Origin of the sequence: Streptomyces cavernae (assembly GCF_004023625.1) — a bacterium.
Taxonomy (GTDB): domain Bacteria; phylum Actinomycetota; class Actinomycetes; order Streptomycetales; family Streptomycetaceae; genus Streptomyces; species Streptomyces cavernae.
Map to the genome: position 1 here is coordinate 295,854 of NZ_RPDJ01000006.1, position 13,415 is coordinate 309,268.

Below are 13,415 nucleotides of genomic sequence, written 5' to 3' on the forward strand. Positions count from 1 at the left end.
TGGGCACTGTCTCGTACGGCGGGCCCACGCCCGCCAGGGAACCAAAGCGCCCCGCCCGTCCGTACAAAGGATGGGCGGGGCGGTGCGTTGAGCCGAGGCCGCCATGTGCAGTCGTACGGAGATTGAGGGGACCCCATGGACCAGGCCGGCAGCTCACAGGGGCCGCAGGACGCCCAGAGCCTGCCCACCTGCTATCGGCACCCGGGTACGGAGACGGGCGTTCGCTGCACCCGCTGCGAGCGGCCTATCTGTCCCGAGTGCATGGTCAGCGCCTCGGTCGGATTCCAGTGCCCCGAGTGCGTGCGGGGTGGATCGGGCACCGGGCACGCGCCGGACGCGGCCCGGCCCAGGACGCTCGCCGGCGGCACCGTCACCTCGGATCCGCGGCTGGTGACCAAGATCCTGCTGGTCACAAATCTCGCCGTGTATCTGGTGCAGCTCGTGGCCGGGGACAGGTTCACCCACAGCTTCGCCCTGATCGGGCGCGCCTACGTGCCGGATCTCGGCTCGCTGGAGGGCGTCGCGGAAGGGCAGTGGTACCGGCTGCTGACCTCGATGTTCCTGCACGGCAGCGCGATGCACATCATCTTCAACATGCTCAGCCTGTGGTGGATCGGCGGCCCGCTCGAGGCCGCGCTCGGCCGTGCCCGCTACCTCACCCTGTACATGGTCTCCGGGCTGGCCGGCAGTGCTCTGACGTATCTCCTCGCGGAGCCCAACGGGTTCTCGCTGGGTGCCTCCGGGGCGATCTTCGGGCTGTTCGGTGCGACCGCCGTGCTGATGCGGCGCATGAACTACGACATGCGGCCGGTCGTCGCCCTGCTGGTGATCAACCTGATCTTCACCTTCAGCCCCGCCTTCAACATCGCCTGGCAGGCGCACATCGGCGGACTCGTCGCCGGTGTGGTGGTCGGCTATGCGATGGTCAACGCGCCGCGCAAGCGCAGGGCACTGATCCAGTACGGCACCTGCGCGGTGGTGCTGGCCGCGGTGATCGTCCTGACGGTCGTACGCAACGGCCAGCTGATCTGAGCAGTCGAAGTCGAGTCTGAGCAGTCGAGGCCGATCTCGGTGCCGGTCTCCCAGGCTTGTCTGAGCGATCGAGGCTGCCCGGCATATGAGACGGGGCGAGCCTCGGGTGCGGCCCCGCCGAGGGTTACTGCAGGTAGCGCACACAGTTGTCCACAGCGGGTGGCGGATCTTGTGCATGCTGTGCTTCCACAACTGTGCCCCCTGCCGCTCACCTGTGTTTTCCCAGGCAGAGCAGGGGGCGAACAGACTTGCGGATACCGGCGGCCCGGTCATACCGGCGTCAACCTCTGATGGGTTATCCACAGATCGTCTGACCTTTTCCCCACTGTGGAAAAAGCCTGTGGATAACTCGGTGGACAACTTGGGCCAGAGCCCCGTCCACCTGCGCTTTGTTCGGCGTTACCGTGCCGTTACTTCCACTGAGTGGAGACGCCGAAGCCCGCGGCGATGAACCCGAAGCCCACCACGATGTTCCAGTTGCCCAGCGAATCGATGGGCAGCGAGCCGTCCGTCACGTAAAAAACGACGATCCAGGCGAGGCCGAGGAGGAACAGGGCGAGCATGACCGGAGCCACCCAGCCGCGGCTGTTCAGCTTGATGTTCGCCGCCTGCTTGGACGGCGGCGGCGTGTAGTCGGCCTTCTTGCGGATACGTGACTTCGGCACGAGGGTCTCTCCTGTCGATGCGCTGCGTGGCCGCGCAGGGTGCGGGGCGAGTCCGGGGCAGCGTAAGGGGACGCTTAGTGCTCCCCCGGGCGTCCGTTAGCGTAGTGCTTCCGCCGCGCCGAAGGAGATAAGGGTACGTTGAGCAATTCTGCCGACTCCCCCGGGACCGGTTCCAGTCCCGCCCGTAGCGGGCGTTTCCGGCCTGTTCGGGTACTGACCGTGGGCGTCTTCGCGCTGGCCGGGCTGATTTTCTTCACCAGCTTCAACACCGCCAAGGGCACTAACATCCGCACCGACACCTCGCTGCTGAAGCTCTCCGACCTCATCCAGGAGCGCAGTCACAAGAACGGAGAGCTCGACGAGGCCAACGCGGCACTGCGTGACGACGTCGATGCGCTCGCGGAGCGCGACGACGGCCGCTCAGCCTCCGAGGACGCCGAGCTGACCGCGCTGGAAAAGAACGCGGGCACCCAGAAACTCAAGGGCGAAGCGATCACGGTCACCCTCAACGACGCCCCGCCGAACGCCACTGCCAAGCTCCCCGGCTACCCCGAGCCGCAGCCCGACTACCTGGTCATCCACCAGCAGGACCTGCAGGCCGTGGTGAACGCGCTGTGGCAGGGCGGTGCCAAGGGCATCAAGGTGATGGACCAGCGGCTGATCTCCACCAGCGCCGTGCGCTGCGTCGGCAACACCCTGATCCTGCAGGGCCGTGTCTACTCGCCGCCGTACAAGATCCAGGCGGTCGGAGACCCGGAGAAACTGCAGAAGGCGCTCTCGGCCTCCCCGGCGATCCAGAACTACATGGTCTACGTCAATGTCTACGGACTCGGCTGGAAAGTCACCGAGGACGGGACGGTGACTCTTCCCGGCTACTCGGGCACAGTGGATCTCCAGTACGCGAAGCCCGCGGAGTAGGGCCGGGCAGGCCCGGGTAGAGCCGCGGAACACAAGCCCGTGGAGTAGCTGCCGCTGGGGGACCCGTGTCGCTGCGAGTGCTCGTCAGGACGTTCAGTGAACTGTGCATCACCGTAGGCACCCTGATTGTGCTGTTCGTGGTCTACGTCTTGTTCTGGACCGGCGTGAAGGCGGACGCCGACATGAACCGCCAGATCGAGCAGTTGCAGAACAAGTGGGCGAAGGGCGCGGCCCGGCAGACCCCCGCCGATTCCGCCCAGGGCGGCGGAAGCGGAAGCCCGGCGGGGTCGCCGGGGCCCGGCGCCGCCCCAGCGCCGCCGGGCCCCTACGAGAACGGCAAGGCGTTCGCCGTGATGTACATCCCCCGCCTTGGTTTCACGTGGAACAAGCCCGTGCTCGAAGGCACCGGCACCGAAGTCCTCAAGAAGGGGCTCGGCCACTACGCGCGCACGGCCCAGCTCGGTCAGCAGGGCAACTTCGCGGTGGCCGGCCATCGCCGCACGTACGGCGACCCCTTCAAGGACTTCCCCAAGCTCAAGCGCGGCGACGCCGTGGTGCTGACCGATGGCACGACCTGGTTCACGTACCGGATCGACACCGGCCCCTACAAGACGGTGCCCACGGACATCGAGGTCATCGACCCGGTGCCGCGCAAGTCGGGCTACACGCGGGCGGGCCGCTACCTCACGCTGACGACATGCGAGCCGGAGTGGGGGCGCAGCCACCGGCTGATCGTATGGGCCCATCTTGACTCGACCCGGCCCGTGGAGGCAGGGAAACCGGAGGCCCTGCGCCGTTAGTCTGGTGGCGGTACGGCGTGAGTGTGGTGCCGTGGTACGACGGAAGGGACGGCATGTACAGCTGGTTCTGGCGGCATCTGCCGGGGAACGCATGGGTGAAGGCACTGATCTCGCTCGTGCTGGCCCTCGCCGTCGTGTACGTCCTCTTCCAGTACGTCTTCCCCTGGGCCGAGCCGCTGCTGCCCTTCAACGATGTGACGGTGGACAACCAGTGAGCGCGCGGATTCTCGTCGTCGACAACTACGACAGCTTCGTCTTCAACCTGGTCCAGTACCTGTACCAACTGGGCGCCGAGTGCGAGGTGCTGCGCAACGACGAAGTGTCGACCGCGCATGCCCAGGACGGTTTCGACGGGGTGCTGCTCTCCCCGGGCCCCGGCACCCCCGAGGAGGCAGGTGTTTGCATCGACATGGTCCGGCACTGCGGCGCGACCGGGGTCCCCGTCTTCGGGGTCTGCCTCGGCATGCAGTCGATGCAGGTGGCGTACGGCGGTGTCGTGGACCGCGCGCCCGAGCTGCTGCACGGCAAGACCTCGCTGGTGGAGCATGCCGGCCTGGGCGTCTTCGCCGGGCTGCCGTCTCCCTTCACCGCGACCCGTTACCACTCGCTGGCCGCCGAACCGGAGACCGTCCCGGCCGAGCTCGAGGTCACGGCCCGTACGCACGACGGCATCATCATGGGCCTGAGGCACCGTGAACTCCCGGTCGAGGGAGTGCAGTTCCATCCGGAGTCGGTACTGACCGAGCACGGTCACCGGATGCTCGCCAACTGGCTGGCGGAGTGCGGTGACCAGGGCGCCGTGGCGAGATCTGCGGGGCTGACCCCGGTGGTGGGCAGGGCCACGGCGTGACCGCGTTGCGCCCCGAGCGCGAATCCGGATACCAGGAACCCGGATCGGACGGGACCCCGTACGAGCAGCGGCCGTACGGCGTCTCCGGTTCGTTCCAGGTTCCGGGTGCTCCGGGCGCTCCGGGTCCTGCGGGCGCTCCAGGCGCTTCGGGCGCCCAGAGGGCTCCGGGCGCGTTCGAGGCGGCGGCAGACGGCATTGTCGAGTCCCTGACGGCTCCTACGGGCCCCGACGGCCTGTCGTCCGTGCGCGGAACCGGCCCGATCCCCCGGTACGAGGGCGGCGCGCAGCACGCGTACGCGGAGCCGCGGGCCACGCAGGACGAGAACCCGCCGGTGTACGGGCGGCCGGGCCGCCCGCAGTACGAGAACCTTCAGCAGCCGCTGCCGGGCCCGCGGTCCGGGGACGGGTACCCGACCGACGTGGCCCACGCGTCCCGCCCGTCCATGTCGGCGTACCAGCTCCCCGACTCCACACCCGCCCATGGCATCCAAGAGCCGGATCTCCCTCCGATCGACGAGGAGACGGTCTCGCTGCGGATCGCTGGCTCCCCTCTGGAGGCCTTCCAGGAGGGGCTGGGGGAGGGCGAGTCCATAACCTCCCAGGGTGGCCGTGCGGCCCGGAGGAAGGCCGCCAGGCGCCACGGACGGCACGGCGGGGCGCATGAGACGGTCGCGGGAGCCGAGGCGTTCTCGGGGACGGTGGCGCCGCCCGGGTCACGCATGGAGGCACGACGGGCCGCGCGGGCGCAGAAGCCGAGCGCTGGGGTTGTCGTCAGCCGCGCCATCGGTGAGGTGTTCATCACCACGGGTGTGCTGATGCTGCTCTTCGTCGGCTATCAGTTGTGGTGGACGAACTACCGCGCGCATCAGCAGGCAGGTACCGAGGCGAACAACCTCCAGCAGGACTGGGCCTCGGGCAAGCGGGCCCCCGGCGCGTTCGAGCCGGGCCAGGGCTTCGCCATCATGGACATCCCCAAGCTGGACGTGGTCGTGCCGATCGCCGAGGGCATCGACAAGAAGCGGGTGCTCGACCGCGGAATGGTCGGCCACTACGGCGAGGACAGCATTCCGACCGCGATGCCGGACGCGAAGACCGGCAACTTCGCCGTCGCCGGGCACCGCAACACGCATGGTGAGCCGTTCCGGTACATCAACAAGCTGCAGCCGGGCGACCCGATCGTGGTCGAGACACAGGACACGTACTACGTCTACGAGATGACGTCGGTGCTGCCGGTGACCTCTCCCAAGAACACCAGCGTGCTCGACCCGATACCCAAGGGCTCGGGATTCACCGGGCCGGGCCGTTACATCACCCTGACGACCTGCACACCCGAGTTCACCAGCAAGTACAGGTTGATCGTCTGGGGCAAGATGGTCGAGGAACGCCCACGCAGCAAGGGCAAACCGGACGCGCTCATCCGGTAGCAGCACCGGGACGACGCGCCCCACAGCGCTCAAGCGGCGCTCATCCAGTACGAGCACACGCACAGACGGGGCAGATGCAGTGGCAGCGACCACCGAGCAGGAGGGGCGTGTGGAGGCGTCCGTACTACGACGCCGAAGGCCCGGCCCGATCGCGGCGGCCGTCAGCCTCCTCGGTGAACTCCTCATCACGGCGGGCCTGGTGCTCGGCCTGTTCGTCGTCTACTCGCTGTGGTGGACGAACGTGCTCGCCGACCGTGCGGCGAACCGGCAGGGCGACCGGGTCCGCGACGACTGGGCAGCCTCCCAGAACGAAGCCCCGGGAGAGCTGGACACCGGCGACGGCATCGGCTTCCTGCACGTGCCGGCGATGCGCAACGGTGAGGTGCTGGTCGAGAAGGGCACCTCGTCGGAGGTCCTGAACGACGGTGTGGCCGGCTACTACACGGAACCGATCAAGTCCGCCCTGCCGCAGGACAAGACGGGCAACTTCACCCTTGCCGCGCACCGTGACGGGCACGGCGCCAAGTTCCACAACATCGACAAGCTCAAAAAAGGCGACCCGATCGTCTTCGAAACGAAGAACGACTGGTTCGTCTACAAGGTGTACGCGATCCTCCCGGAGACATCGAAGTACAACGTGAAGGTCCTCCAGCCGATCCCCAAGGAGTCCGGCAAGACGAAGGCGGGGCGCTACATCACCCTGACGACCTGCACACCCGTGTACACCTCCCGCTACCGGTACGTGGTGTGGGGCGAGCTGGTGCGCGTCGAGAAGGTGAACAGCAAGCGGACGCCGCCGGTGGAGCTGCGCTAGCCGCGGCTCAGCGACGGGCCGACAGGCCGCCGCCGATGGGCCAAATGGGCCACTGGGGCGACCGTTTGATGCTGGACGCTGGACGGGTCGACGGGCGACGGCCCCGGTACGGGGAAGGCCCCGGCCCCCTCTCCGAAGAGGGGCCGGGGCCTTCCCCGTACCGCTTGAGCGGGGAGCGGATCCGTACCAGATCGGATCAGTCCTCGCGGGAGGAGATTCCGGAGGCGTTCCCCTAGCCGAAGAAGCCTCCGATGTTGCCTCCGTCGTTGCCTCCGTTGTTGTTGCCACCACCGCCGCCATTGGTGATCAGGTTGACGGCCGTGCCGGGGTCGACCTGCTCGCCTCCGCCGGGGCTGGAGGCCAGGACGATGGCGTTGTCGTCCTGCGAGCCCTGGACATTGCCGAGTTGCAGGCCCGCGCTGGCGATGAGCTGCTTCACCTCGCCGAAGGTACGGCCCGCCAGCTGGGGTACCTGGACCTTCTGCTGCTGCTCGGGCGCCTTGCCGACCTGAAGGTTCACAGTGGTACCGGGGCTGACCTGAGTGTTCACATCCGGAGTGGTCTTGATGACCTTGCCGACCTGGTTCGGGTCCTGAACCTCGACGTCGGTGCAGTCGCCCGCTTTCAGACCGTTGTCCTCGATCTGCTCCTTGGCGTCGTCACAGGACTGGCCGATCACGTCGGGGACGGTGACCTGCTTCTTCTCGATGGCGACGGTGAGGGTGATCGTGGAGCCCTTCTCCAGCTCCGTATCGCCCTTGGGGTCCTGGTCGATGACGACGTCGGGATCTCGGTCGGACTCCTGCTCCTTCTTGTCGACCTTGAAGCCCTTCTCTTCCAGCTGTTCCTTCGCCTTCTCGAACGACAGGCCCTCGACGCTTGGCACCGCCACCTTCGGCGCCCCCGTCGACACCACCACATTGACGATGTCGCCCTTCTTCACCTGCGCCCTCGGCGCCGGGTTCTGAGAGCAGACATTGCCCTTGGGCTGGTTGTCGCATTCCTCTTTGGTGATCTTGAGCGTCAGATCGCGGTTCTTCGCCATGTTCTCGGCGTTTTCCTGCGTCTGGCTCACGAAATTGGGGTTCGGGAACGCCTCGTTGCCCGAGTCGGTACCGCTGACCACCCACCTGCCGATCAGGATGGCCCCCACCAGCACGAGGACGCCGGCGAGCACCAGCAGCACCGTGGAGGTGTTGTTCTTCCTGCCACCACCGCCGCGCCGCCGGTCGGGGCGGTCGTCGTAGCCGAAGCCGCCGTCGTCCGGGCTCATCGGCGGCAGCATCGTCGTTGCCTGGCCGTTGTCGGAGCGCAGCGCGGTGGTCGGCTGGTCGTCGGGGTAGCCGCCGTAGCCGACCGAGGCCATGGCGGCGGTCGCGGCGACCGGCTGACCGTCGAGGCAGGCCTCGATGTCGGCGCGCATCTCGTCCGCGGACTGGTACCGGTAGTTCGGGTCCTTGACCAGTGCCTTCAGGACGATGGCGTCCATCTCGGGCGTGATCTCGGGGTCGAAGACGCTGGGCGGCTGCGCCTCCTCCCGTACGTGCTGATAGGCCACCGCGACCGGCGAGTCCCCGATGAACGGCGGTCGCACGGTGAGCAGCTCATAGAGGAGGCAGCCCGTCGAGTACAGGTCGGAGCGGTGGTCCACCTGCTCGCCCTTGGCCTGCTCCGGCGACAGGTACTGCGCGGTGCCGATGACGGCCGCGGTCTGCGTCATCGTCATGCCGGACTCGCCCATGGCGCGGGCGATACCGAAGTCCATGACCTTGACCTGACCGGTGCGCGTCAGCATGACGTTGGCCGGTTTGATGTCTCGGTGGACGATGCCGGCGCGGTGCGAGTACTCCAGCGCCTGGAGGATGCCGATGGTCATCTCCATGGAGCGCTCGGGCAGCAGCTTGCGACCGCTGTGCAGGAGCTCACGGAGGGTGGAGCCGTCGACGTACTCCATGACGATGTACGGGATCGAGACCCCGTCCATGTAGTCCTCGCCCGTGTCGTAGACCGCGACGATCGCGGGATGGTTGAGCGAGGCGGCCGACTGGGCCTCCCGGCGGAACCGGGCCTGGAACGACGGGTCGCGTGCGAGGTCGACTCGCAGTGTCTTCACCGCCACGGTGCGACCGAGACGGGTGTCATGCGCGAGGTATACCTCCGCCATGCCACCACGACCGAGCACCTGGCCCAGCTCGTACCGGCCGCCGAGGCGACGCGGCTCTTCCATAGCTACCTACCAGCCCTCTCCGACGGTCCCGACCACATGCCTGTGGTCCGGCGGTGTGCTGTCCGGGCTACCGTACCCGGCTCTTCCTGTATGACCTGGCCGTAACCGTCACCCGATACAGGACCGGTATCGCAACGTGCACCGATGCGAAGGGAGACGTGAGACAGATCACTTCTTGCTGTCGATGATTGCCTTCATCACGTCCCTTGCGATCGGGGCGGCGAGACCACCGCCGGAGATGTCGCCGCGCGCGGCGTCACTGTCCTCGACCACCACGGCCACGGCGACCGGCCTGCTGCCGTCGCCGAGCTCGGCGAACGAGATGAACCAGGCGTAGGGGTTGCCGCTGTTGTTGATGCCGTTCTGGGCGGTACCGGTCTTGCCGCCCACGGTCGCGCCGCTGAGCTGGGCATTGCGACCGGTGCCGCTCTGGACGACGGTCTTCATCATGTCCTGGAGCTTCTGCGCGTTCTCTTCGGTCAGGGGCTGGCTCATCTGCTTCGGCTCGTGCTGTTCGATCACGTCCAGGCTGGGGGCCTGGAGCTTGTCGACCATGTACGGCTCCATGAGCCTGCCGTCATTGGCGACGGCCGAGGCGACCATCGCCATCTGCAGCGGGGTCGCGTTGGTGTCGAACTGACCGATGGAGCTCAGCGCGGTCTGCGGCTTGTCCATCTCCTTGGGGAAGACGGAGGCGTTGGAGCGGACCGGGACGAACTGCTGGGAGTTGAAGCCGAACTTCTCGGCGGTCTCCAGCATCTTGTCCTTGCCGAGGTCGGCGCCGATCTTGCCGAAGACGGTGTTGCAGGACACCCGCAGTGCCTCCCGGAGGGTGGCGTTCTTGCAGGGGATGTTGCCCTCGTTCTTCAGCTCGGTTCTGGTGTCCGGGAGGGTGTACGGCAGCGGCGAGTCCGTCTTCGCGTCGATGTCCGTGTACAGCCCGTGCTCCATGGCCGCCGCGGCGGTGACCACCTTGAAGGTGGAACCGGGCGGGTAGGTCTGGCGCAGGGCTCGGTTGAGCATCGGGTCGTCGGGGTTGTTCTTCTTCTGCAGCTTCGCCCAGGCCTTGGTGTCCGAGTCCACGGAGTTGCCGGCGAACGTCGAGGGGTCGTACGAGGGGGTCGACGCCAGCGCCAGGATCGCCCCGGTCTTCGGGTCGAGGGCCGCCACGGCGCCCTTCTTGTTGCCGAGCCCCTCGAAGGCCGCCTTCTGCGCGGCGGCGTTCAGGGTGGTGACGACGTTGCCGCCCTGCTTTTGCTTGCCCGTCAGCATGTCGAGGGTGTTGCGGAAGAACAGCCGGTCGTCATTGCCCGTGAGGATGCCGTCCTCGATCGACTCCAACTGTGTGGCACCGAAGGCCTGCGAGGCGTAACCGGTGACCGGGGCCCACATCTCGCCGTTCGTGTAAGTGCGCTTGTACGCGAAGTCGCTGCCGGAAGTCTTCTTGGAACCGGTGATCGGCTTGCCGTCGACGATGATGTCGCCGCGCGGTTTGGCGTAGCGTTCGATGGCGATCCGGCGGTTGTTCGTGTTCTCCTGCAGGGCGTTCGCCTGGACGTACTGGAGCCAGTTGTCCCGGATGAGCAGGGCGAGAACCAGCAGTCCGCAGAAGATCGCGATCCGGCGCAGGGGCTTGTTCACGGGCGGACCACCTGGGTCATTTCGGCGTCGGGGTTCGCTGCCGGGGCCGGGGCCGGGCGGCGTGCGGTGTCGCTGATGCGCAGCAGGATGGCGATCAGCGCCCAGTTGGCGATGACGGAGGAGCCACCGGCGGCGAGGAACGGCATCGTCATACCGGTCAGCGGGATGAGGCCCATGACACCGCCGGCCACCACGAAGACCTGGAGCGCGAAGGCGCCGGACAGGCCGACCGCGAAGAGCTTGCCGAAGGGGTCGCGGGCGGCGAGGGAGGTACGGATACCGCGCTCGATGATCAGGCCGTAGAGCAGCAACATCGCCATGACTCCGGCCAGTCCGAGTTCCTCGCCGAAGGTGGAGAAGATGAAGTCGGAGTTGGCGGCGAAGCCGATGAGGTCGGAGTGGCCCTGGCCGAGGCCGGTGCCCATGACGCCACCAGAGCCGAAGGACATGATCGACTGGCCGATCTGCTCGCAGGCGCCGGAATCCGCGTAGCAGCCGAACGGGTCGAGCCAGGCGTCGACACGGGCCTGGACGTGGCTTGCGAAGGAGGCCACGCCGACGGCACCTGCGGAGGACATCAGCAGACCGATGACGATCCAGCTGGTCCGCTCGGTGGCGACGTACAGCATGATCACGAACATGCCGAAGAACAGCAGCGACGAACCGAGGTCGTTCTCGAAGATGAGGATGAGCAGGCTGACGAGCCAGATGGTGATGATCGGGCCGAGGTCGCGGCCGCGGGGCAGGTAGAGGCCCATGAAGCGGCGGCTCGCCAGCGCGAGTGCGTCCCGTTTCACCATGAGATAGCCGGAGAAGAAGATCGCGATGACGATCTTCGCGAACTCACCCGGCTGGATCGTGCCCGCGCCGGGGATCCGGATCCAGATCTTGGCGCCGAAGGAGTTGTCCCCGAGGCCCGGGACGAGGGGCAGCAGGAGCAGCACCAGGGCGGCTGCCATCGAGATGTAGGTGTAGCGCTGCAGGACGCGGTGGTCCTTGAGGAAGATGAGGACCGCCACGAACAGCGCGAGGCCGAGCGCCGAGAACAGCAGTTGCTTCGGGGCCGAGGGGCTGAAGACGTCGAAGCGGTCGATGGCCAGCTGCTGCAATCGCTCCGACTGGTCCAGCCGCCAGATGGCCACCAGGCCGAGCCCGTTGAGCAGCGTCGCCAGCGGCAGCAGCAGCGGGTCCGCGTACGCCGCGAACTTGCGCACGACGAGGTGACCGACGCCGGCGAGCAGACCGAGGCCGATGCCGTAGCCCAGCAAGCCGGCCGGCACTTGGTCATTGATGGCCAGACCGACGTTGGCGTACGCGAACACCGGAATGACGACCGCGAACGCCAGCAGTGCCAGCTCGGTGTTGCGTCTGCTCGGTGCGCCGATCGCGCCGATCGTGGACGTGTGGTGCGTCGGTGCGTTGGTAGTACTGCTCATCGTGTGACAGGGCCCCTCACGGCGTGCTTACTGCTTACCGCACAGCGAGACCAGCTTCTGCTCTTCCTCGGAGAGGCTGGGGCCGGGTGTGGGTGTGGGTGCGGTCTGGGACGGTTTGGCGGACGGTGACGACGACGTCGACGGGTTCGGAGTCGGGCTCGGTGAGGCCTTCGACGTCAGGGAGGTCCGGTTGGTTCCCGTCGTGCCGCCGGCTTCGCCTTCGCCCGTCTGAGAGTTATTACGGCTCTCGGCCTGCCTGCGTTCGGCGTCCTTCTTGCAAGCCGACGCCTGCGTCGCCAATTCCTCGATCTTCGACTTGGCGTCGCCCAGGCCACCCTCGGTGATCGTTGCCTTGACCTGCTTCTGCTGATACGGCGGCAGGTACTTGAGTTCGATCTCGGGGTGGTCCTTCTCCACCTTCGACAACGAAACCCAGGCCAGGTCCTGGCTGATACCGCGGTAGAGGGCGACGTGCTCGCCCTTGGCGCCGACGTAGTACTGGTTCTGCGTCCAGCGGTAGCCGCCGTACAGGCCGCCGCCGACCAGGGCGAGGACCAGCGCCGAGTAGAACGATCTCTTCAGCCACTTGCGGCCCTTGCGGGGTTTGACGAAGTCGTCGTCGGTGTAGCCGCCGAAGCCGTCGGTCGGGACGAAGCCGGTGGTGTCGCCGCTGCCGGGCGGGCCGAACTCGCCACCTCCGCCGTGCTGCGGTTGCCGGCCGAGGCCGGCGGCGCGGCCCGCCGGGGTCTGCATGGTGGACGGGTCGTGCAGCTGGAGCTGGTTCTCCGCGACCGCGCCCACGACGACGGGCTGGTCGGAGAGCTGTCCGGCCAGGGTGTCGCCGCCGTCGATGTCGAGGACGTCGGCGACGATCACCGTGATGTTGTCCGGGCCGCCGCCGCGCAGTGCGAGCTGGATCAGCTCCTGCACGGTCTCCTGCGGGCCCTGGTAGCTGGCGAGGGTCTCCTCCATCGTCTGATGGGAGACGACGCCGGACAGACCGTCGGAACAGATGAGATAACGGTCACCGGCGCGGACCTCACGGATGGACAGGTCCGGTTCGACGTGGTCACCGCTGCCCAGGGCGCGCATCAGGAGCGAGCGCTGCGGATGGGTGGTGGCCTCGTCCTCCGTGATGCGTCCCTCGTCGACGAGGCGCTGCACCCAGGTGTGGTCCTGGGTGATCTGCGTCAGGACGCCGTCACGGAGCAGATAGGCGCGGGAGTCGCCGACGTGCACCAGGCCGAGGCGCTGGCCGGTCCACAGCAGGGCCGTGAGCGTGGTGCCCATGCCCTCGAGCTGCGGGTCCTCCTCGACCATCATCCGTAGCTGGTCGTTGGCGCGCTGAACGGCGGTGCCGAGCGAGGTGAGGATGTCGGATCCGGGCACGTCGTCGTCGAGCGCGACGATGGTCGAGATCACCTCGGAGCTGGCGACCTCGCCGGCCGCCTGACCGCCCATGCCGTCGGCGATCGCGAGCAGCCGGGGCCCGGCGTAGCCCGAGTCCTCGTTGCCCTCGCGGATCATGCCTTTGTGCGATCCGGCGGCGAAGCGCAGTGAGAGACTCATGCGCACCTCGCCCGTCGGCTCCGGGTACATCCGCACGGT

The 13,415-nt window shown here is 67.4% G+C and carries 12 protein-coding genes; 7 read left to right on the plus strand and 5 right to left on the minus strand.

What is annotated here, in order from left to right:
* Window positions 1–135: 135 nt before the first annotated feature.
* Window positions 136–1,032, plus strand: coding sequence for a rhomboid family intramembrane serine protease (locus EF387_RS17865; RefSeq protein ID WP_128377544.1), 897 nt, complete (start codon window positions 136–138; stop codon window positions 1,030–1,032).
* 410 nt (window positions 1,033–1,442) lie between these two features.
* On the opposite strand, the gene crgA is transcribed toward EF387_RS17865, so the two are convergent.
* Complete coding sequence (crgA, locus tag EF387_RS17870) at window positions 1,443–1,697, minus strand: cell division protein CrgA (protein WP_128377545.1); 255 nt, start codon at window positions 1,695–1,697, stop codon at window positions 1,443–1,445.
* A 138-nt stretch (window positions 1,698–1,835) separates the two neighbouring features.
* Here crgA and EF387_RS17875 point away from each other — a divergent pair, with 138 nt between their 5' ends.
* The 6 genes from EF387_RS17875 (at window position 1,836) to EF387_RS17900 (ending at window position 6,503) form a co-directional block, all read left to right on the plus strand.
* A complete protein-coding gene (locus tag EF387_RS17875; RefSeq protein WP_128377546.1) occupies window positions 1,836–2,615 on the plus strand; it encodes a DUF881 domain-containing protein in 780 nt (259 codons plus the stop codon).
* 71 nt (window positions 2,616–2,686) lie between these two features.
* Window positions 2,687–3,415, plus strand: coding sequence for a class E sortase (locus EF387_RS17880; protein ID WP_128377659.1), 729 nt, complete (start codon window positions 2,687–2,689; stop codon window positions 3,413–3,415).
* Between the two features lie 17 nt (window positions 3,416–3,432).
* Window positions 3,433–3,630 (plus strand): hypothetical protein, encoded by a 198-nt coding sequence (locus EF387_RS17885; protein WP_162467154.1) that lies wholly within the window; start codon window positions 3,433–3,435, stop codon window positions 3,628–3,630.
* Window positions 3,627–4,265: an aminodeoxychorismate/anthranilate synthase component II gene (locus EF387_RS17890; protein ID WP_128377547.1), complete on the plus strand. Its 639-nt coding sequence runs from the start codon at window positions 3,627–3,629 to the stop codon at window positions 4,263–4,265. Before EF387_RS17885 ends, EF387_RS17890 begins: the two co-directional genes overlap by 4 nt.
* On the plus strand, window positions 4,262–5,689 hold the full coding sequence (locus tag EF387_RS17895; RefSeq protein ID WP_238431569.1) for a class E sortase: 1,428 nt from the start codon (window positions 4,262–4,264) through the stop codon (window positions 5,687–5,689). Before EF387_RS17890 ends, EF387_RS17895 begins: the two co-directional genes overlap by 4 nt.
* A 79-nt stretch (window positions 5,690–5,768) precedes the next feature.
* Entirely contained in the window at window positions 5,769–6,503 is a 735-nt protein-coding gene (locus EF387_RS17900; RefSeq protein WP_128377548.1) for a class E sortase, read from the plus strand.
* Window positions 6,504–6,735: 232 nt separating this feature from the next.
* On the opposite strand, the gene pknB is transcribed toward EF387_RS17900, so the two are convergent.
* From pknB to EF387_RS17925, 4 genes are all read right to left on the minus strand, one after another.
* Window positions 6,736–8,730: a Stk1 family PASTA domain-containing Ser/Thr kinase gene (gene pknB, locus EF387_RS17905; protein WP_128377549.1), complete on the minus strand. Its 1,995-nt coding sequence runs from the start codon at window positions 8,728–8,730 to the stop codon at window positions 6,736–6,738.
* Window positions 8,731–8,898: 168 nt separating this feature from the next.
* A complete protein-coding gene (locus EF387_RS17915; RefSeq protein ID WP_128377550.1) occupies window positions 8,899–10,371 on the minus strand; it encodes a peptidoglycan D,D-transpeptidase FtsI family protein in 1,473 nt (490 codons plus the stop codon).
* Complete coding sequence (locus EF387_RS17920) at window positions 10,368–11,807, minus strand: FtsW/RodA/SpoVE family cell cycle protein (protein WP_128377551.1); 1,440 nt, start codon at window positions 11,805–11,807, stop codon at window positions 10,368–10,370. Before EF387_RS17920 ends, EF387_RS17915 begins: the two co-directional genes overlap by 4 nt.
* Window positions 11,808–11,834: 27 nt before the next feature.
* Window positions 11,835–13,376 (minus strand): Stp1/IreP family PP2C-type Ser/Thr phosphatase, encoded by a 1,542-nt coding sequence (locus tag EF387_RS17925; protein ID WP_238431570.1) that lies wholly within the window; start codon window positions 13,374–13,376, stop codon window positions 11,835–11,837.
* Window positions 13,377–13,415 lie beyond the last annotated feature (39 nt).